Annotated in this window: 17 protein-coding genes; 12 read left to right on the top strand and 5 right to left on the bottom strand. The window is 55.3% G+C overall.

The window, feature by feature from the left end; genetic code table 11:
* Positions 1-136 precede the first annotated feature (136 nt).
* Both C813_RS45450 and metB read right to left on the bottom strand, forming a co-directional pair.
* Positions 137-2,569 (bottom strand): bifunctional aspartate kinase/homoserine dehydrogenase II, encoded by a 2,433-nt coding sequence (locus C813_RS45450; protein WP_017459630.1) that lies wholly within the window; start codon positions 2,567-2,569, stop codon positions 137-139.
* A gap of 2 nt (positions 2,570-2,571) precedes the next feature.
* Positions 2,572-3,732: a cystathionine gamma-synthase gene (gene metB, locus C813_RS45455; RefSeq protein WP_017459631.1), complete on the bottom strand. Its 1,161-nt coding sequence runs from the start codon at positions 3,730-3,732 to the stop codon at positions 2,572-2,574.
* 262 nt (positions 3,733-3,994) lie between these two features.
* Here metB and metJ point away from each other — a divergent pair, with 262 nt between their 5' ends.
* Entirely contained in the window at positions 3,995-4,312 is a 318-nt protein-coding gene (gene metJ / locus C813_RS45460) for a met regulon transcriptional regulator MetJ (RefSeq protein WP_007369220.1), read from the top strand.
* A 313-nt stretch (positions 4,313-4,625) separates the two neighbouring features.
* On the opposite strand, the gene rpmE is transcribed toward metJ, so the two are convergent.
* Positions 4,626-4,838, bottom strand: a complete 213-nt coding sequence (rpmE, locus tag C813_RS45465) for a 50S ribosomal protein L31 (protein WP_007369223.1) — start codon at positions 4,836-4,838, stop codon at positions 4,626-4,628.
* A 207-nt stretch (positions 4,839-5,045) separates the two neighbouring features.
* Here rpmE and priA point away from each other — a divergent pair, with 207 nt between their 5' ends.
* The 7 genes from priA to rraA all read left to right on the top strand — a co-directional run bounded on the left by priA (position 5,046) and on the right by rraA (position 13,043).
* On the top strand, positions 5,046-7,238 hold the full coding sequence (gene priA / locus C813_RS45470; RefSeq protein WP_017459633.1) for a primosomal protein N': 2,193 nt from the start codon (positions 5,046-5,048) through the stop codon (positions 7,236-7,238).
* Positions 7,239-7,362: 124 nt separating this feature from the next.
* Entirely contained in the window at positions 7,363-8,388 is a 1,026-nt protein-coding gene (cytR, locus tag C813_RS45475) for a DNA-binding transcriptional regulator CytR (RefSeq protein ID WP_017459634.1), read from the top strand.
* Positions 8,389-8,482: 94 nt separating this feature from the next.
* On the top strand, positions 8,483-9,505 hold the full coding sequence (gene ftsN, locus C813_RS45480) for a cell division protein FtsN (RefSeq protein ID WP_071908202.1): 1,023 nt from the start codon (positions 8,483-8,485) through the stop codon (positions 9,503-9,505).
* 92 nt (positions 9,506-9,597) lie between these two features.
* A complete protein-coding gene (hslV, locus tag C813_RS45485) occupies positions 9,598-10,128 on the top strand; it encodes an ATP-dependent protease subunit HslV (RefSeq protein ID WP_017459636.1) in 531 nt (176 codons plus the stop codon).
* Between the two features lie 9 nt (positions 10,129-10,137).
* Positions 10,138-11,469, top strand: a complete 1,332-nt coding sequence (gene hslU, locus C813_RS45490; protein ID WP_017459637.1) for an HslU--HslV peptidase ATPase subunit — start codon at positions 10,138-10,140, stop codon at positions 11,467-11,469.
* Between the two features lie 66 nt (positions 11,470-11,535).
* The gene (gene menA / locus C813_RS45495; RefSeq protein WP_017459638.1) at positions 11,536-12,465 is read left to right on the top strand and encodes a 1,4-dihydroxy-2-naphthoate polyprenyltransferase; all 930 of its coding nucleotides are present in this window, start codon (positions 11,536-11,538) and stop codon (positions 12,463-12,465) included.
* 92 nt (positions 12,466-12,557) lie between these two features.
* A complete protein-coding gene (gene rraA / locus C813_RS45500) occupies positions 12,558-13,043 on the top strand; it encodes a ribonuclease E activity regulator RraA (protein ID WP_017459639.1) in 486 nt (161 codons plus the stop codon).
* Between the two features lie 173 nt (positions 13,044-13,216).
* Here the strand turns inward: rraA and zapB are convergent, their stop codons facing one another.
* On the bottom strand, positions 13,217-13,462 hold the full coding sequence (gene zapB, locus C813_RS45505) for a septal ring assembly protein ZapB (protein WP_096325419.1): 246 nt from the start codon (positions 13,460-13,462) through the stop codon (positions 13,217-13,219).
* A 495-nt stretch (positions 13,463-13,957) separates the two neighbouring features.
* Between zapB and C813_RS45510 the strand changes: the two genes are divergently transcribed.
* The 4 genes from C813_RS45510 to fpr all read left to right on the top strand — a co-directional run bounded on the left by C813_RS45510 (position 13,958) and on the right by fpr (position 18,296).
* Positions 13,958-14,806, top strand: a complete 849-nt coding sequence (locus C813_RS45510) for an MIP/aquaporin family protein (RefSeq protein ID WP_017459641.1) — start codon at positions 13,958-13,960, stop codon at positions 14,804-14,806.
* Positions 14,807-14,827: 21 nt separating this feature from the next.
* A complete protein-coding gene (gene glpK, locus C813_RS45515; RefSeq protein WP_017459642.1) occupies positions 14,828-16,336 on the top strand; it encodes a glycerol kinase GlpK in 1,509 nt (502 codons plus the stop codon).
* Between the two features lie 106 nt (positions 16,337-16,442).
* Complete coding sequence (gene glpX / locus C813_RS45520) at positions 16,443-17,453, top strand: class II fructose-bisphosphatase (RefSeq protein ID WP_017459643.1); 1,011 nt, start codon at positions 16,443-16,445, stop codon at positions 17,451-17,453.
* A 96-nt stretch (positions 17,454-17,549) separates the two neighbouring features.
* Entirely contained in the window at positions 17,550-18,296 is a 747-nt protein-coding gene (fpr, locus tag C813_RS45525) for a ferredoxin--NADP(+) reductase (RefSeq protein ID WP_017459644.1), read from the top strand.
* Here fpr and C813_RS45530 read toward each other — a convergent pair whose 3' ends face one another.
* Entirely contained in the window at positions 18,297-18,716 is a 420-nt protein-coding gene (locus C813_RS45530) for a DUF805 domain-containing protein (RefSeq protein WP_017459645.1), read from the bottom strand.
* Positions 18,717-18,768: the final 52 nt, after the last annotated feature.

Consider the following 18,768-nt stretch of genomic DNA (forward strand, 5'->3'; position numbering starts at 1 on the left):
AAAAATGACGGAAAACGTTCGGGGCGTCAACAGGAAAATCACTATTCTGGGTGAGGAATGTTCAGCGAAGATGAAAAAAATTCACGATGCCGCAAAGCATCCTCTCCCGGTTCAGGGAGAGGATAAAAGAAAGGAACTACAGTAACTGTGCGAGGCGATTGATATCCGACTGGATAGCGCCAGCGGTCACATCGCGCCCCGCGCCCGGCCCGCGGATCACCAGCGGGTTATCGCGGTACCAGCGGCTTTCAATGGCGAAGACGTTATCCCCCGGCAAAACCGCCGCCAGCGGGTGTTCCGGGCGAACGGCCTCAACGCCGACGCGCGCTTTACCGTTAGCATCAAAACGCGCCACATAACGCAGCACCAGCCCCATTTCGCGGGCGGCTTCCAGCCGCTGCACCATTTGCTCGTTCAGTTCCTCGCCGTTTTCGAAAAAGTGATCGACCGATCCCTCTTCGCAACCCGCAGGCACTAAAGACTCTACGCGCACCTGGTCTGGTTCGATGTCGTAACCTGCCTCGCGGGCGAGGATCACCAGTTTGCGCATCACATCTTTGCCGGAAAGGTCAACGCGCGGATCCGGCTCGGTCAACCCTTGCTGCCAGGCCTGATCCACTAAATCGGTAAACGGTACGGTGCCGTCGAATTGCAGGAACAGCCAGGAGAGCGTACCGGAGAAAATCCCGCTGATCGCCAGAATCGCATCGCCGCTTTCACGCAAGTCGCGCACGGTATGATTCACCGGCAGACCGGCGCCAACCGTCGCGTTATACAACCAGCGGCGACCGGTTTTTTCAAACGCATCGTGGATCTGACGATAGGTGTCGGTTGTGCTGGCTCCGGCCAGTTTGTTGGCGCTGATCACATGGAAGCCGTGACTGGCGAAATCCAGATACTGCTCCGCCAGTTGCGAGCTGGCGGTGACATCCAGCACCACCAGATCATCGTACGGATGGGCGCGCATCCACAAAAATAGCGACTCCTCATCCTGTTCCACCGCTTCATCATTAAAGAACGCTAGCGCACGACTGGCATCCAGCCCGTCATAACTCAGCAAACTGCGGCGGCTATCCACCACGCCCGCCAGCACAAATTCAAAACCGGTACGTGCCGACAACGCGCTCTGCTCGCGCGAGAACAGCTCCAGCCAGCGGGAACCGATATTGCCTTTGCCAAACAGCACCAGACCAATGCGTTTTTCTGCGCGGAACAGCGACTGGTGCAGCCCCTGAATCAGGCTTTCCGTCGGGCCAACGCGCAGCACAGCGACCAGGCTAATGCCTTCGTCAGATTGCCAGATAAATTCCACTGGCTGGCCTTTCAACTGCTGCCAGAAACGGTGGCTGTGCAACGGATTGCGGCACACGCCTGCCCCCACCATCGCCACTAACGCCAGACCCTGACGCAGACGCAATTCACCCGGTAAACCGGCTTCATCAAGCAGTTTAAAGACGCTATCGACCACTTCTGAGGTGTAGCAAAGCTGCAATAAGTTACGGTCCGCATGTGCGCCAACCGCCAGCGGGCGCACCTGCGCACGCTTCAGGATCAGGTCAATCTCTTTGTGCGCCAGCTTAAAGTCCTGGCCGGACGGCACCAGAAACTCAATCAGGCAGACGTCATCATGGCTGGTGACAATCCGCGCCCCGGTGCCGGAAGCCAGCACGCGTTCAATGCGTGTTGACCCCTGTTCCGGGTTATAACTACAGCGCAATTGCAGATCGATATTGCTGCCGGAAACCGGTTGTAGCGTGCGCGCATGCAGCACCGGTGCCGCCAGACGCGCCAGCTCGCTGGCTTCATCAAGGCGTAGCAGCGGTAACAGGCAGGCATCTTTCACTTTACGCGGGTCCGCGCTGTAAACACCGGCCACGTCGCTCCAGATGGTTACGCGACTGACATCGCCCAGCGCGCCAATTTGCGTCGCCGAGTAGTCCGAACCGTTACGCCCCAGCAGCACGGTTTCGCCAGCGTCGTTGCGGCTGATAAAGCCGGTCACGACAATACGTTTGCCCGGATACTGCGCCAGCTGTTGTTGCAGCAGCGGATAAGAGGCACCTTCATTCACCTGCGGTTGTGCTGCGCGTTCAGCACGCAGGAAATCACGGGCATCCAGCCAGGCGGCATCCAGACCTTGCTGGTTCAGCACGGCGGCCATTAAACGCGCCGACCAGATTTCACCATGGCCAACCACTTCGGCGTAAACCGCGTCGGTAATGCCGCCATCCAGCAACACCGCCAGATGTTCAAGGTCGTGAATAAACTCGCTGGTCAGACCGTCGGCTATCGCGGCGGGTAACAGCCCGCTGATTAAATCACTCTGGTAACGACGCAGCGATTGTTGAACCTGATGCGCAGAAAGCCTGTCAGTCTGGCTCAATTTCAGCCAGTTGATCAGCTGGTTGGTGGTGCTGCCTGCGGCCGAGACAACCATCATGTCGCCCGGTTGTGAATACTCCGCCATGATCCCTGCGACGCGCAGATAACATTTCACATCCGCCAGACTACTCCCACCAAATTTGTGCAGCTGACGAGCCTTCGTCCCTGCCTGCGCAATCACACTCATGTTTACCCCTCAGCTGCGACCCGGAAGCCATTTTCCAGATCGGCAATTAGATCTTCACTGTCTTCAATACCGGTTGAGATACGCAATAGCGTCTCAGAGATTCCCGCTGCGGCGCGCGCTTCCGGCGCCATGCCTGCGTGGGTCATTGTCGCGGCGTGGGAGATTAAACTTTCAACCCCGCCTAATGATTCCGCCAGCGTAAACAACGATAGACCACTTAAGAAACGACGCAGCGTTTGTTCGTCACCATCCAGTTCAAAACTTAACATCGCGCCAAAGCCTTTTTGTTGACGCGCAGCAATCTCGTGCCCCTGATTATCCGGCAGAGACGGGTGGTACAGTTTTTTCACCAACGGCTGTGTTTGCAGGAAATCGACAATCGCCTGAGCATTACGCTGCGCCACTTCCATGCGCGGCGACAACGTACGCAGGCCGCGCAACAGCAGATAGCTGTCGAAGGCGCTGCCGGTGACGCCAATATTATTCGCCCACCATGCCAGTTCGGTGACAGTCGCCTCATCTTTCGCAATCACCACGCCCGCCACCACATCGGAATGGCCGTTGAGGTATTTGGTGCAAGAGTGCAGCACCAAATCCGCGCCCAGCGCCAGCGGGTTTTGCAAGGCCGGGCTCAGGAATGTGTTATCCACCACGCTGATTGCGCCAGCTTCACGCGCAAGCTGGCAAATTTTCGCAATATCGACGACGCGCAACAACGGGTTGCTTGGGCTTTCGACCAGCACCAGCTTCGGTTGTTCCGCCAGCGCCGCTTTCAGTGCCTGCTCATCGCCCTGATCAACAAATTTCACCCGGTAGCAACCGCGTTTCGCCAGGCTATCGAACAGGCGATAGCTGCCGCCATAGCAGTCGTGCGGCGCCACCAGCAGATCGCCAGGTTTGAGAAAGACTGTCGTCACCAGGTGAATCGCCGACATGCCGGTATTGGTCAATACCGCGCCCGCGCCACCTTCCAGTTCCGCCAGTGCACGCTGAACCACATCACGCGTTGGGTTGCCGCGACGCGAATAATCATGCGCACGAGGTTCGTTAAAGCCGGTGAAATTATAAGTACTGGAGAGATGAATCGGCGGGACAACGCAACCGTACTGCTCGTCATCGTTCAATCCGCTACGCACTGCGATGGTGGCCTGTTTACGCGTCATGGTGAAGGCTTCCTGGCTTAATGGATGAAAAGTCTCACGACAGAGTAAACACTGCGACAATAGACGTCAATACATCTGGACATCTAAACTTCTTTGCGTATAGATTGAGCAAAAGTACAATAGCCGTTAAAATTATACGCTTTAGTACCGGTAGCTGAGCGATACACCGTGTCACCATGTTGACTCTACGGTAAACTACGCGGAATTACGGCCCGGCGGTGTCCGGGTTTAGACTAATGACTGAGAGGATTAAAGGTATCTCATGGCTGAATGGAGCGGCGAATATATCAGCCCATACGCTGAGCACGGCAAGAAGAGTGAGCAAGTAAAAAAAATTACGGTTTCCATTCCTCTTAAGGTGTTAAAAATCCTCACCGATGAACGTACCCGTCGTCAGGTGAACAACTTGCGTCACGCCACCAACAGTGAGCTGCTGTGTGAAGCGTTTTTGCATGCGTTTACCGGTCAACCCCTGCCGAACGATGAAGACCTGCGTAAAGAGCGCAGCGACGAAATCCCGGAAGAGGCAAAAGTGATTATGCGTGAACTGGGGATCGACCCGGATACGTGGGAATACTGATCGCAACAAAAAAGGGCGGAAGATATCTTCCGCCCTTTTTGTTTCAATCTGTTTATCTCATCGGCTTACTCAGAAGCGCGTTACTTCCGGATGCACTTCCGCCAGTGAGAGCAGGTAAGACATCAATACGTTTTTCACTGCCGTCAGCAAATCGCTCATTTTTTCGCTCGGGTTCATAGAAGTGGATGGCGAAAATGATATGCTCATTTTTTAATCAGATCAATATTTTTGTGACATCAATCACAAAAACCCACCCATTCGGCAAAACGCAGAGACAAAAAAAGCGCCTTTCGGCGCTTTTTTCTTTGGCAACTTATTTGCTGCCCGGGATGCTGAAGCGTTTGTTGAAACGCTCAACACGACCACCGGTATCAACAACACGTTGTTTACCAGTAAAGAACGGGTGGCATTTGCCGCACACGTCCAGGTTCAGGTCGTGACCCACGGTGGAGTGGGTTTTGATCACGTTACCGCAAGAACAGGTTGCAGTAATCGCTACATAATTCGGGTGAATACCTTTTTTCATGGGAAACCTCAGTTTAAGGCCGCGTCGCTCTTCCAGCCCTAACGCCAGACACCACGCGAGTTAATATGTAAGTGTATCTTTGGCACGTTCAAAACGCATCAAAGGCGACGAATCATACAGAAATTAGCCAGCACATGCAAACTGATCCGCTCGCCCGTAGCAACAATGTGTATACTATCCCGCCAGTTTTCAAGTCAGGATGATGAGATGCCCGTCGCCCGCGTTGCGCTATCTGTACCTTTGCCCCGCACGTTCGATTACCTGCTGCCGGATGAGATGTCCGCGCGCGCGGGTTGTCGCGTGCGTGTGCCGTTTGGTAATCAGCATCGCGTCGGCATTGTGATGGCTGTGGGCGACGAAAGTGAGTTGCCGCTGGCCGACCTCAAAAGCGTGGAAGAGGTACTCGACAGCGAGCCGGTTTTTTCCCCGGCGGTCTGGCGGCTGCTACTTTGGGCGGCGGATTATTATCACCATCCGATCGGGGATGTGTTATTCAACGCGCTTCCCGTTCTGCTGCGCCAGACTAAGCCCGCCAGCACGGAGTTCCAGGGCTACTGGTTTGCGACCGAGCAAGGCCAGGCGGTGGACATCAATCGCGTCAAATCAGCCAAACAACAACAGGCACTCTCGGCGCTGCGAAAAGGCAAAATCTGGCAACATCAACTGGCAGCGCTGGATCTGAAAAGCGTTACCCTGCAAGCGCTGCGCGCCAAAGGGCTGGCGGAGATGAACAGCGAAACGCCGACCTTTAACGACTGGCGCACAACATTTTCCGTGAGCGGTGACCGGCTGCGCCTGAACACAGAGCAAGCCACTGCCGTTGGCGCTATTCACAGCGCCGCCGATCGCTTTTCCGCCTGGTTGCTGGCGGGCGTGACGGGTTCCGGCAAAACCGAAGTCTATTTAAGCGTGCTGGAAAACGTGCTGGCGCAGGGGAAACAGGCGCTGGTGATGGTGCCGGAGATTGGTCTGACACCGCAAACTATCGCCCGTTTTCGTGAGCGCTTTAACGCGCCAGTTGAAGTGCTGCACTCCGGGCTGAACGACAGCGAACGCCTGATAACATGGCAAAAAGCAAAGAGCGGCGAAGCGGCGATTGTGATCGGCACGCGCTCATCGCTGTTTACCCCGTTTAAGAACCTTGGCGTGATCGTCATCGACGAAGAGCACGACAGTTCCTATAAACAGCAGGAAGGCTGGCGTTATCACGCCCGCGACCTGGCGGTTTACCGCGCCCACAGCGAACAGATCCCGATTATTCTTGGCTCAGCAACGCCCGCGCTGGAAACCCTGCACAACGTGCGGTCACGCAAATACCATCTGCTGCGCCTGACTCGCCGCGCAGGCCACGCGCGCCCGGCAATGCAACATGTGCTGGATTTAAAAGGCCAGCCGTTACAGGCCGGTCTGGCTCCGGCGCTGATCAACCGTATGCGCCAACATCTGCAGGCGGGGAATCAGGTTATTTTGTTCCTTAACCGCCGCGGTTTTTCGCCTGCATTGCTGTGCCATGACTGCGGCTGGATAGCGGAATGCCCGCGCTGCGATCACTATTACACCTTCCACCAGGCGCAGCAGCATTTGCGCTGCCACCACTGTGACAGCCAGCGCCCGGTGCCGCGTCAGTGCCCCTCCTGCGGCTCAACACATTTATTGCCCGTTGGCCTTGGCACTGAACAGCTGGAACACGCCCTGACGCCGATGTTTCCCGGTGTACCGCTATCACGCATTGACCGCGATACCACCAGCCGCAAAGGCGCGCTGGAGCAGCATCTTGCCGAAGTACATCGCGGCGGCGCGCGCATTCTGATTGGCACGCAAATGCTGGCAAAAGGCCACCATTTCCCGGATGTTACGCTGGTTGCGCTGCTGGATGTCGACGGCGCGTTGTTCTCGGCAGATTTCCGTGCTGCTGAGCGTTTCGCCCAGCTTTATACCCAAGTTTCCGGCCGTGCCGGGCGCGCAGGCAAACAGGGCGAAGTGGTACTGCAAACGCACCACCCGGAACATCCGCTTCTGCAAACGCTGCTGCATAAAGGCTATGACACCTTCGCGGAACAGGCGCTGGCGGAGCGGCAAACCATGCAATTGCCGCCGTGGACCAGCCATGTGCTGATCCGTGCTGAAGATCAGAACAACCAGCACGCGCCGCTGTTTCTGCAACAGCTTAAAAATCTGCTGCAAGCCAGCCCACTGGCGGACAGCCAGCTATGGGTTCTGGGCCCGGTTCCGGCGCTGGCGGCCAAACGCGCCGGTCGTTACCGCTGGCAGTTACTGCTACAACACCCTTCCCGTATTCGCCTGCAGCATATCGTCACCGGCGCGCTGGCCCTGATTAACACCCTGCCGGACGCACGGCGGGTGAAATGGGTGCTGGATGTCGACCCGATTGAAAGTTAAGGCTGCGAGCCGACATATAAAATTCAACTTTCATCACACTTTTCATGAAAATTCTGTAACCGGTGCGCTTAACTATCTGATAAAAATGTGACAACGCCTGCGCCGTGCATGCGAGGAGAACAAGGTGAAACCCAAAAATCAGGTTGCGGCAGCGACCATGAAAGATGTTGCCATGAAAGCAAAGGTTTCGACGGCAACTGTGTCACGTGCATTAATGAACCCGGAAAAAGTGTCGCAGGCTACCCGCAACCGGGTGGAACAAGCGGCAATGGAAGTGGGTTATTTGCCTCAGTCAATGGGACGCAACGTCAAACGCAATGAATCACGCACACTGCTGGTGATTGTGCCGGATATCTGCGATCCCTTTTTCAGCGAGATTATTCGCGGCATTGAAGTGACCGCCGCGGAACACGGCTATCTGGTGCTGATTGGCGACTGCGCCCATCAAAATCAGCAAGAAAAAACCTTTATCGACCTGATTATCACCAAACAAATCGACGGCATGCTGCTGCTCGGCTCGCGTTTGCCGTTTGACGCCAGCATCGAAGAGCAACGCAATTTACCGCCAATGGTGATGGCCAATGAATTCGCACCGGAGCTGGAACTGCCGACGGTGCATATTGATAACCTGACCGCCGCTTTTAATGCCGTCAATTATTTGCAGGAACAGGGCCACCAGCGAATCGGTTGTATTGCCGGTCCGGAAGAGATGCCGCTGTGCCATTACCGCTTGCAGGGCTATGTTCAGGCGCTACGCCGCTCTGGCGTGACCGTTGATCCGCATTACATCACACGCGGTGATTTCACTTTCGAGGCGGGCGCACGGGCGTTGGATCAGTTGTTGATGCTACCGAAGCCTCCGACTGCCGTGTTCTGCCATAGCGATGTGATGGCGCTTGGCGCGCTGTCACAAGCTAAACGCCGGGGGCTGAAAGTACCGGACGACTTATCGATCATCGGCTTTGATAACATTTCACTGGCTGAATTCTGCGACCCGCCGTTGACCACCGTTTCGCAACCGCGTTATCAGATTGGTCGCGAAGCCATGTTATTGCTGCTGGAGCAGTTGCAGGGGCATAACGTAAGCAGCGGTTCGCGCTTGCTGGAGTGTGAATTAATCCTGCGCGGCAGCACCCGGGCGCTGAAGTAAAGGCGCAGCCTTTCAGACGCCCTCTTCTGGTCAAAACCCCGTCGCTTAAGTAACATGGCGGGCTGATAAACGAAATAAATACAGCGAAACGATAGTGGCACAACGAGATTATGTACGCCGCAGCCAGTCGGCTCCTGCGCGGCGAAAGACGAGTAACTCAAGGAAAAAACAGCGCAGCAAGTCTGCGGTCTCTCCAGCTATGGTCGCCATTGCGGCCGCTGTGCTGGTCGCCTTTATCGGTGGTTTGTACTTTATTACGCACCACAAAAAAGAAGAATCCGAGTCACTGCAAAACCAGAAAATGACCGGCAACGGCCTGCCACCGAAACCGGAAGAGCGCTGGCGCTATATTAAAGAGCTGGAAAGTCGCCAGCCTGGCGTACGCGCGCCAACCGAGCCAACAGCCGGTGGTGAAGTGCAAAAACCGGAGCAGTTGACCGATGAGCAGCGCCAGTTGTTAGCGCAGATGCAGGCCGACATGCGCCAGCAGCCGACGCAACTCAACGAAGTGCCGTGGAACGAGCAGACGCCGGAACAGCGCCAGCAAACACTGCAACGCCAGCGCCAGGCACAACAACAAGTGCAGATGCAACAGCAGCAGCAGTGGACGCAGACACAGCCTGTACAGGCCCAGCCGCCGCGCACGCAACCGCGCGTAACGGAGCAGCCGGTGCAGCAGCAGGCGCGGACTACGCAAACCACGCCACCGCCGCGCCAGACGCAAACCACGACGCAGCAAAAACCGGCCGCCACCTCGCAACCGTATCAGGATCTGCTGCAAACGCCGCCGCATACCGCTGCAACGCCGCCGAAAACGCAACAAGCTGCACCGGTAACGCGTGAAGTGGAAACGCCTAAGGCGCAACCGCAAACGACTGAGAAGAAAGACGATCGCCGCTGGCTTATCCAGTGCGGTTCGTTTAAAGGTCAGGATCAGGCAGAAACGGTACGTGCACAGCTGGCATTTGAAGGTTTCGACTCGCGTATTACCAGCAACAACGGCTGGAATCGCGTGGTGATGGGCCCGGTAAAAGGCAAAGAGAGCGCCGATGCCACCATCAGCCGCCTGAAAATGGCCGGCCACGCAAACTGCATCCGTCTCGCCGCCGGGGGTTGAAACCCCTAAAACACCCCCCATTTATAATTGCATTCTGCCCCGTACACCGTGCGGGGCGCTGTATTGTGCATTTGTAACCAAGGGGTCTGCTCGTGACAACAATCGTAAGCGTACGCCGTAACGGCCATGTCGTTATCGCCGGTGATGGCCAGGCCACACTGGGCAACACCGTAATGAAAGGCAACGTGAAAAAAGTTCGCCGCCTGTATAACGACAAAGTCATTGCGGGCTTTGCCGGCGGCACGGCCGATGCCTTCACTCTGTTTGAATTATTCGAACGCAAACTGGAAATGCACCAGGGTCATCTGGTGAAAGCGGCTGTCGAACTGGCAAAGGACTGGCGCACCGATCGCATGCTGCGCAAGCTGGAAGCACTGTTGGCGGTTGCCGACGAAACCGCGTCGCTGATCATTACCGGTAACGGCGATGTGATCCAGCCGGAAAATGACCTGATCGCCATCGGTTCCGGCGGGCCATACGCCCAGGCCGCTGCCCGCGCGTTGCTGGAAAGCACCGAGCTTGGCGCACGCGAAATTGCTGAGAAGGCGTTGGGGATTGCAGGTGACATCTGCATCTACACCAACCACTTCCACACCATCGAAGAATTAGCCTATAAAGCGTAAGGATCTCCCATGTCTGAAATGACCCCACGCGAAATTGTCAGCGAACTGGACAAACACATTATCGGCCAGGACGCGGCGAAGCGTTCTGTGGCGATTGCCCTGCGTAACCGCTGGCGCCGCATGCAGCTTGATGAAGAGCTGCGCCATGAAGTCACACCGAAAAACATTCTGATGATTGGCCCAACCGGCGTCGGTAAAACCGAAATCGCCCGCCGTCTGGCAAAACTGGCCAACGCGCCGTTTATCAAAGTTGAAGCGACCAAGTTCACCGAAGTCGGCTACGTTGGGAAAGAAGTGGATTCTATCATCCGCGATCTGACCGATGCGGCAGTGAAAATGGTGCGCAGTCAGTCGATCGAGAAAAACCGCTACCGCGCGGAAGAGATGGCGGAAGAGCGCATTCTCGACGTGTTGATCCCACCGGCGAAAAACAACTGGGGCCAGCCGGAACAGTCGGCTGAACCTTCCGCTGCGCGTCAGTCTTTCCGCAAAAAACTGCGCGAAGGCCAGCTCGACGACAAAGAGATTGAAATCGATCTCGCTGCCGCGCCGATGGGCGTAGAAATTATGGCGCCTCCGGGCATGGAGGAGATGACCAATCAGCTCCAGTCCATGTTCCAGAACCTGGGCGGTCAAAAGCAAAAACCGCGTAAGCTGAAAATCAAAGACGCGATGAAGCTGCTGATTGAAGAAGAAGCGGCGAAGCTGGTAAACCCGGAAGAGCTGAAGCAGGATGCTATTGAAGCCGTTGAGCAGCACGGGATCGTGTTTATCGATGAGATCGACAAAATCTGTAAACGCGGTAACACTTCGGGCCCGGATGTTTCGCGCGAAGGTGTGCAGCGCGATCTGCTGCCGCTGGTGGAAGGCTGCACCGTGTCGACCAAACACGGCATGGTGAAAACTGACCATATTCTGTTTATTGCGTCTGGTGCGTTCCAGATTGCCAGCCCGTCGGATCTGATCCCCGAGCTGCAGGGCCGTTTGCCGATCCGTGTTGAGTTGAAAGCGTTAACTACGGAAGATTTCGAACGTATCCTGACCGAGCCAAACGCCTCTGTCACCGTACAGTACAAAGCGCTGATGGCGACCGAAGGGGTAAACATTGATTTCACCGACGATGGCATCAAACGGATTGCTCAGGCCGCATGGCAGGTGAACGAAACCACCGAAAACATTGGTGCGCGTCGTTTGCATACTGTGCTGGAACGCCTGATGGAAGATATCTCTTATGACGCAAGCGATCTGGGCGGTGAGACGATCATCATTGATGCAGACTATGTGAGTAAGCATCTTGATGCTTTAGTGGCAGATGAAGATCTGAGCCGTTTTATCTTATAATCCCGGTCACAACGTTTTCATCACACTCGATGGGGGCTTATGCCCCCATTTTTGTTGGCTGACCTTATGAACGAAACGCAATCTCTTAGCCTCACCCAGGCCTGGCTGGAAAGCCTGCGACCGAAAACATTACCGCTGGCTTTCGCCGCGATTGTCGTTGGCACCGTGCTGGCCTGGTGGCAGGGCTATTTTGATCCGTTGGTGGCGGTGCTTGCACTTATCACCGCAGGATTGCTGCAAATCCTATCCAACCTTGCCAATGATTACGGCGATGCGGTCAAAGGCAGCGATAAACCGGATCGTATTGGTCCGTTGCGCGGCATGCAAAAAGGGGTCATTTCCCTTGCACAGATGAAGCGCGCGCTGATGATTGTCATCGTGCTGAGCTGTATCTCCGGGCTGTTGCTGGTGACCGCTGCGACACAAACGATGGCGGATTTCATCGGCTTCCTTGCGCTCGGAGGGCTGTCGATTATTGCCGCCATCACTTACACCATCGGCAAACGTCCCTATGGTTATCTTGGTCTTGGCGATATCTCCGTGCTGCTTTTCTTCGGCTGGATAAGCGTAATGGGCAGTTGGTATTTGCAGACGCATATGCTGATCCCGGCCGTTATTCTGCCCGCGACCGCTTGTGGCCTGCTGGCGACGGCAGTATTGAATATCAATAATCTGCGCGATATCGAAAGCGACCGCGAAAACGGCAAAAATACGCTGGTCGTGCGATTAGGGCCGATTAATGCACGCCGTTACCACGCCGGTCTGCTGGTTGGCGCGCTGTTGTGCCTTGCGCTGTTTAACCTGTTTTCGCTGCAAAGCCTGTGGGGCTGGCTGTTTGTGCTGGCTGCGCCGCTGCTTATCAAACAGGCACGCTTTGTGCTGCGCGAGCTTGACCCGCGCGCCATGCCGCCGATGCTGGAGCGCACGGTAAAAGGCGCGCTGTTAACTAATTTCTTGTTTGTATTAGGAATAATCATCAGTCAAACGCATTTTTAACTGATAAATGTCAACGAACAATTGATGATTTTGCCAACAGCGCGTGATGCGCGATATACTGGCGATTCTCGCAGCAACTGAACGCTAATCCTATGAAATACGATACTTCTGAGCTTTGTGATATTTACCAGGAAGAGATCAACGTCGTGGAACCGCTGTTCTCCAATTTTGGCGGACGGTCGTCGTTTGGCGGACAAATCATCACGGTGAAATGTTTCGAGGATAACGGGTTGCTGTACGATCTGCTCGAACAAAACGGCCGTGGTCGCGTCCTGCTGGTCGACGGCGGTGGTTCAATGCGTCGTGCGTTAATCGACGCGGATCTCGCCCGCACTGCGGTGCAAAACGAGTGGGAAGGGATTGTGGTCTATGGCTCAGTACGCCAGGTAGACGACCTTGAAGAGCTGGATATTGGGATTCAGGCGATTGCCGCCATTCCAGTTGGCGCAGCGGGCGAAGGCATCGGTGAAAGCGACGTGCGCGTCAATTTCGGCGGCGTAACCTTCTTCTCCGGCGACCATCTTTATGCCGATAACACCGGCATTATCCTTTCCGAAGATCCCCTCGATATTGAGTAAAAAAAGGGCACCGTCAGGTGCCCTTTTTCTTTTTGCCGGATGGCGTTTCACTTATCCGACATCGCACTACTTTCCCTACAAATTTCGCGCTGTAGCTAAGCCCATTTTCCCGGCAAACACAGTCACCGTGGTGAATACGCGCAGCCAACGCCACGACAGCACGAAAAGCGTAATCAGACTTCTTCCATACGTCCCAGCAACGCCTGCAAACGCTCCTGCCAGCCGTGTTGCTGTTCTCTCAACTGGTGGTTTTCCCGCTCCAGCTCTTCACGGCTCTGCTGAGCAGACTGTACGTCCTGCACCAGGCTATTGTTTTTCTCTTTCAGCTCTTCGATTTCCATCTGCAGCAGCGTGATGGTATCAATCGCCTGCTGCACCTTCGCTTCCAGTTTTTCAAACACTTCTAATGACATTGTCATACCTCTCCTGAGTTGCAAGGCGCTGATGGATATACACTTAATATCTTCGCGTTGCAGGTGCGTCGCCGCTTTCCTGCAACCCGAATGATGCGTGTCTTTAAAAATCCCCGTCCCGAAAATCGGCGACGCCTTATGATATTGAGCGGATCTCGCTTGTCCCCGATTGTATGAAGCCCACCAGCCCCTGTCCAGCGCAGAGCCGCGCTGTTTGCGCTTTGCAACACTTTTCGTCCTCATCCTGGTGCAACACGCACGCCTACCACTAAATTGTTAAGGCCTGGGTTACAAAAATGATTCAGCTCACATTTCGCTATGGTGCAAAAACGCGCTTCAGCGCTCGAAAACGCTCATTTTATTGACGCAGTACACACATTTTAATTTCGATATTTCTCGTTTTTGCTCGTTAACGATAAATTAACACTATGTCTACACGACATCATGGGGGAGCGATCGCCCGTGCTAACAATAACCATTACTCTTTTGCAGGATCCGATTATGAGTCAGACATCAACCTTAAAAGGCCAGTGCATCGCCGAGTTTCTCGGTACCGGGTTGTTGATTTTCTTCGGTGTCGGCTGTGTCGCGGCGTTGAAAGTGGCTGGCGCCACCTTCGGCCAATGGGAAATCAGTATCATCTGGGGTTTGGGTGTGGCGATGGCCATCTACCTGACCGCAGGGGTTTCCGGCGCACATCTGAACCCGGCTGTGACTATTGCATTATGGCTCTTCGCTAGTTTTGATGGGCGCAAAGTTGTTCCCTTCATCATTTCTCAGTTTGCCGGCGCGTTTTGCGCGGCTGCACTTGTTTACGGGCTTTACTACAATCTTTTCCTCGATTTCGAACACACGCACAATATGGTGCGCGGCAGTGTTGAAAGTCTTGATCTGGCTGGTATTTTCTCTACCTACCCGAACCCGCACATCAACTTTGTGCAGGCCTTCGCCGTTGAAATGGTGATTACCGCTGTGCTGATGGGCGTCATCATGGCGTTAGGTGATGACGGTAACGGTATTCCGCGCGGCCCGCTGGCACCCTTGCTCATCGGTTTGTTGATTGCGGTTATCGGTGCATCCATGGGGCCACTGACGGGATTCGCCATGAACCCGGCGCGTGACCTTGGACCGAAAACGTTCGCCTGGCTTGCTGGCTGGGGCAACGTTGCCTTTACCGGCGGCAAAGATATTCCGTACTTCCTCGTCCCGCTGTTCGGGCCGATCGTAGGCGCGGCGCTCGGCGCATTCGGTTATCGTAAACTGATTGGTCGCCATCTGCCGTCTGGAACCAGTGAGGCGGCGGAAGAAAAAGGCACCGCCTCTACGACTCAACAAAAAGCTTCGCTGTAATGTGACTACGGGAACATAACCATGACTGACAAAAAATATATCGTTGCGCTCGACCAGGGCACTACCAGCTCCCGCGCCGTCGTGATGGATCATGACGCCAACATCATCAGCGTTTCTCAGCGCGAGTTTGAACAAATTTATCCGAAGCCAGGCTGGGTTGAGCACGACCCAATGGAAATCTGGGCATCGCAGAGCTCTACGCTGGTCGAAGTGTTAGCGAAAGCGGATATCAATTCTGACGAGATCGCCGCCATCGGCATCACTAACCAGCGTGAAACCGCGATCGTTTGGGAACGTGAAACCGGTAAACCGATTTATAACGCGATTGTCTGGCAATGCCGCCGCACCGCCGATATTTGCGAAAAACTGAAACGCGACGGTATGGAAGAGTATGTACGCAATGCCACTGGTCTGGTGGTTGACCCGTATTTCTCTGGCACCAAAGTGAAATGGATCCTCGACCACGTTGAAGGCTCTCGCGAACGTGCGAAACGCGGCGAATTGCTGTTCGGTACCGTTGATACCTGGCTTATCTGGAAAATGACCCAGGGCCGCGTACACGTGACGGATTACACCAACGCCTCGCGTACCATGTTGTTCAACATTCACGAGCTGGACTGGGACGACAAAATGCTGGAAGCGCTGGATATCCCGCGCGCCATGCTGCCGGAAGTGCGTAAATCGTCTGAAGTTTACGGCCAGACCAACATTGGTGGTAAAGGCGGTACACGTATTCCTATCGCCGGTATCGCTGGTGACCAGCAGGCGGCGCTGTTCGGCCAGCTGTGCGTGAAAGAAGGGATGGCGAAAAACACCTACGGCACCGGCTGCTTTATGCTGATGAACACCGGCGAAAAAGCGGTGAAATCAGAGCATGGTCTGTTGACTACCATCGGTTGCGGCCCGAAAGGTGAAGTGAACTATGCGCTGGAAGGTGCAGTGTTTATGGCGGGCGCATCCATTCAGTGGCTGCGTGACGAGATGAAGCTTATCAGCGATGCATTTGACTCTGAATACTTCGCCACCAAAGTGAAAGATACCAACGGTGTGTACGTGGTACCGGCCTTTACCGGCCTGGGCGCGCCGTACTGGGACCCGTATGCACGCGGTGCTATTTTCGGTCTAACCCGTGGCGTCAACGCGAACCACATCATCCGCGCTACGCTTGAATCTATCGCCTACCAGACACGCGACGTACTGGAAGCAATGCAGGCGGATTCCGGCATTCGTTTACACGCTTTGCGCGTGGATGGCGGCGCAGTTGCCAACAACTTCCTGATGCAGTTCCAGTCTGACATTCTCGGCACGCGCGTAGAACGTCCGGAAGTGCGTGAAGTTACGGCGCTGGGTGCGGCGTACCTTGCGGGTCTTGCAGTTGGTTTCTGGCAGAATCTGGATGAGCTGCAGGAAAAAGCGGTTATCGAACGTGAATTCCGTCCGGGTATCGAAACCACCGAACGTAACGTCCGCTACAACGGCTGGAAAAAAGCAGTCAAACGCGCGCTGGCGTGGGAAGATCACGACGAGTAATTTGACTCAACTTTGCCCTCTCTCTTCGGGGAGAGGGCTGTCCAACAAACCCTCCTCTTGTCGCTGTGATAAACTTCGCTCAATTTCTTTCACTATAGAGTTTGTTATGAGACGAGAACTTGCCATCGAATTCTCCCGCGTGACCGAAGCCGCAGCGCTGGCTGGCTACAAATGGCTGGGGCGTGGCGATAAGAACACGGCGGATGGCGCAGCGGTTAACGCTATGCGCATCATGCTCAACAATGTCGACATTGACGGCACCATCGTGATTGGTGAAGGCGAAATCGATGAAGCGCCAATGCTGTTTATCGGTGAAAAAGTCGGCACCGGTAAAGGTGACGCAGTCGATATCGCCGTTGACCCGATCGAAGGGACACGCATGACGGCGATGGGCCAGGCCAACGCGCTGGCGGTGCTGGCGGTCGGCGATAAAGGCTGTTTCCTGAATGCGCCGGATATGTACATGGAAAAACTGATTGTTGGTCCTGGTGCGAAAGGCGCTATCGATCTCAATCTGCCATTGGCTGATAACCTGCGCAATGTCGCTGCTGCGCTCGGCAAACCGCTGAGCGAACTGACGGTCACTATTCTGGCTAAACCGCGCCACGACGCCACCATTGCCGAAATGCAGGCGCTGGGCGTACGCGTTTTCGCTATTCCCGATGGCGACGTTGCCGCGTCGATCCTCACTTGCATGCCGGATAGCGAAGTGGATGTCCTGTACGGCATTGGCGGTGCGCCGGAAGGTGTGGTTTCTGCGGCGGTCATCCGCGCGCTTGATGGCGATATGCAGGGCCGTCTGCTGGCGCGCCATCAGGTAAAAGGCGACAACGAAGAGAATCGTCGTATTGGCGAATATGAGTTAAAACGCTGCCGTGGTATGGGAATTGAAGCGGGTAATGTATTGCGTCTGGATGAAATGGCGCGCAGCGACAATGTGATTTTCGCCGCCACCGGCATCACCAAAGGTGATCTGTTGGACGGTATCACCCGTAAAGGCAATATCGCCACCACCGAAACGCTGCTGATCCGCGGCAAATCGCGCACCATTCGCCGTATTCAGTCTATTCACTACCTGGATCGCAAAGACCCGGAAGTGCAGCGTCATATACTGTAAGGGTATTTGTTCAATTGAGCTTTCCGGCCTTCGCGGGCTGGAAATCTCACCCGACAGACACGAAGATAAGGCAACGCTACAGAACAGGAGAAAACCATGGCGGACTGGGTAACAGGAAAAGTCACAAAGGTGCAGTTCTGGACCGATGCGCTATTCAGCCTCACCGTTCATGCCCCCGTTCACCCCTTCACTGCCGGACAATTCGCCAAGCTCGGGCTGGAAATTGACGGCGAGCGCGTACAGCGCGCCTACTCATACGTAAACGCACCGAGCAACCCCGATCTGGAGTTCTATCTCGTTACCGTACCTGAAGGGAAACTCAGCCCGCGCCTGGCCGCGCTTCAGCCGGGGGACGAAGTGTTGCTGGTGAGCGAAGCCGCCGGTTTCTTCGTACTGGAAGAAGTACCAGACTGCGACACCTTGTGGATGCTGGCAACCGGCACCGCGATTGGACCGTACTTGTCGATTTTGCAGGAAGGCAAAGATCTGGAGCGCTTCAAAAACCTGGTGCTGGTACATGCGGTGCGTTACGCGGCGGATTTAAGTTATTTGCCGCTGATGCTGGAGCTGCAAAAGCGCTACGAAGGGAAGCTTAAGATCCAGACGGTGGTCAGCCGGGAGACACTTTCCGGTTCGCTGACCGGGCGCGTTCCGGCGCTGATTGAAAGCGGTGCGCTGGAAGAAGCGGTCGGGCTGCCGATGACAGCGGAGACCTGCCATGTGATGCTGTGCGGCAACCCGCAAATGGTGCGTGATACCACACAGTTACTGAAAGATACCCGCCAGATGGCAAAACACCTGCGCCGCCGTCCGGGGCATATCACCGCCGAACACTATTGGTGATCAGCGGTACTTCACATCCAGCGTCTCTTTGCCGTACTTATTTTCCCCCTGGGTGCCCACAAATGCGCCCAGGTCGATAACCATCATTACGATAATCACCACCGGGATCAGACGTCCCACCGTCCACTCCAGCGTACCGCCCAGCACTTGCCAGTTGCCTGAAAGCAGCATCCACGCCAGCACCATCAGCAACCCCCATGCACCGTGACGCCCCCGGTCATGCAGACGTTTTACCATCACGCAGGTTGTCGGCCAGATCAGACATACAAGGATGAATGCTGCCATCTGAAAATCGAGCATACCGCCGTTAGCAAGCACAAACAGCACCGTCATACTCAACACCCACAGGATCACCCAGACCCAAAAATCGCGACGCCCAATGCGCCCTTTAAAAGAGAACAACCACTGCTGTATGCCCATGTAAGGTTCCTTATTATCGTAGTGCCGCGTAGTTTACCCTGGCGGCGGGAGT

The organism is Kosakonia sacchari SP1, assembly GCF_000300455.3.
Classification (GTDB): domain Bacteria; phylum Pseudomonadota; class Gammaproteobacteria; order Enterobacterales; family Enterobacteriaceae; genus Kosakonia; species Kosakonia sacchari.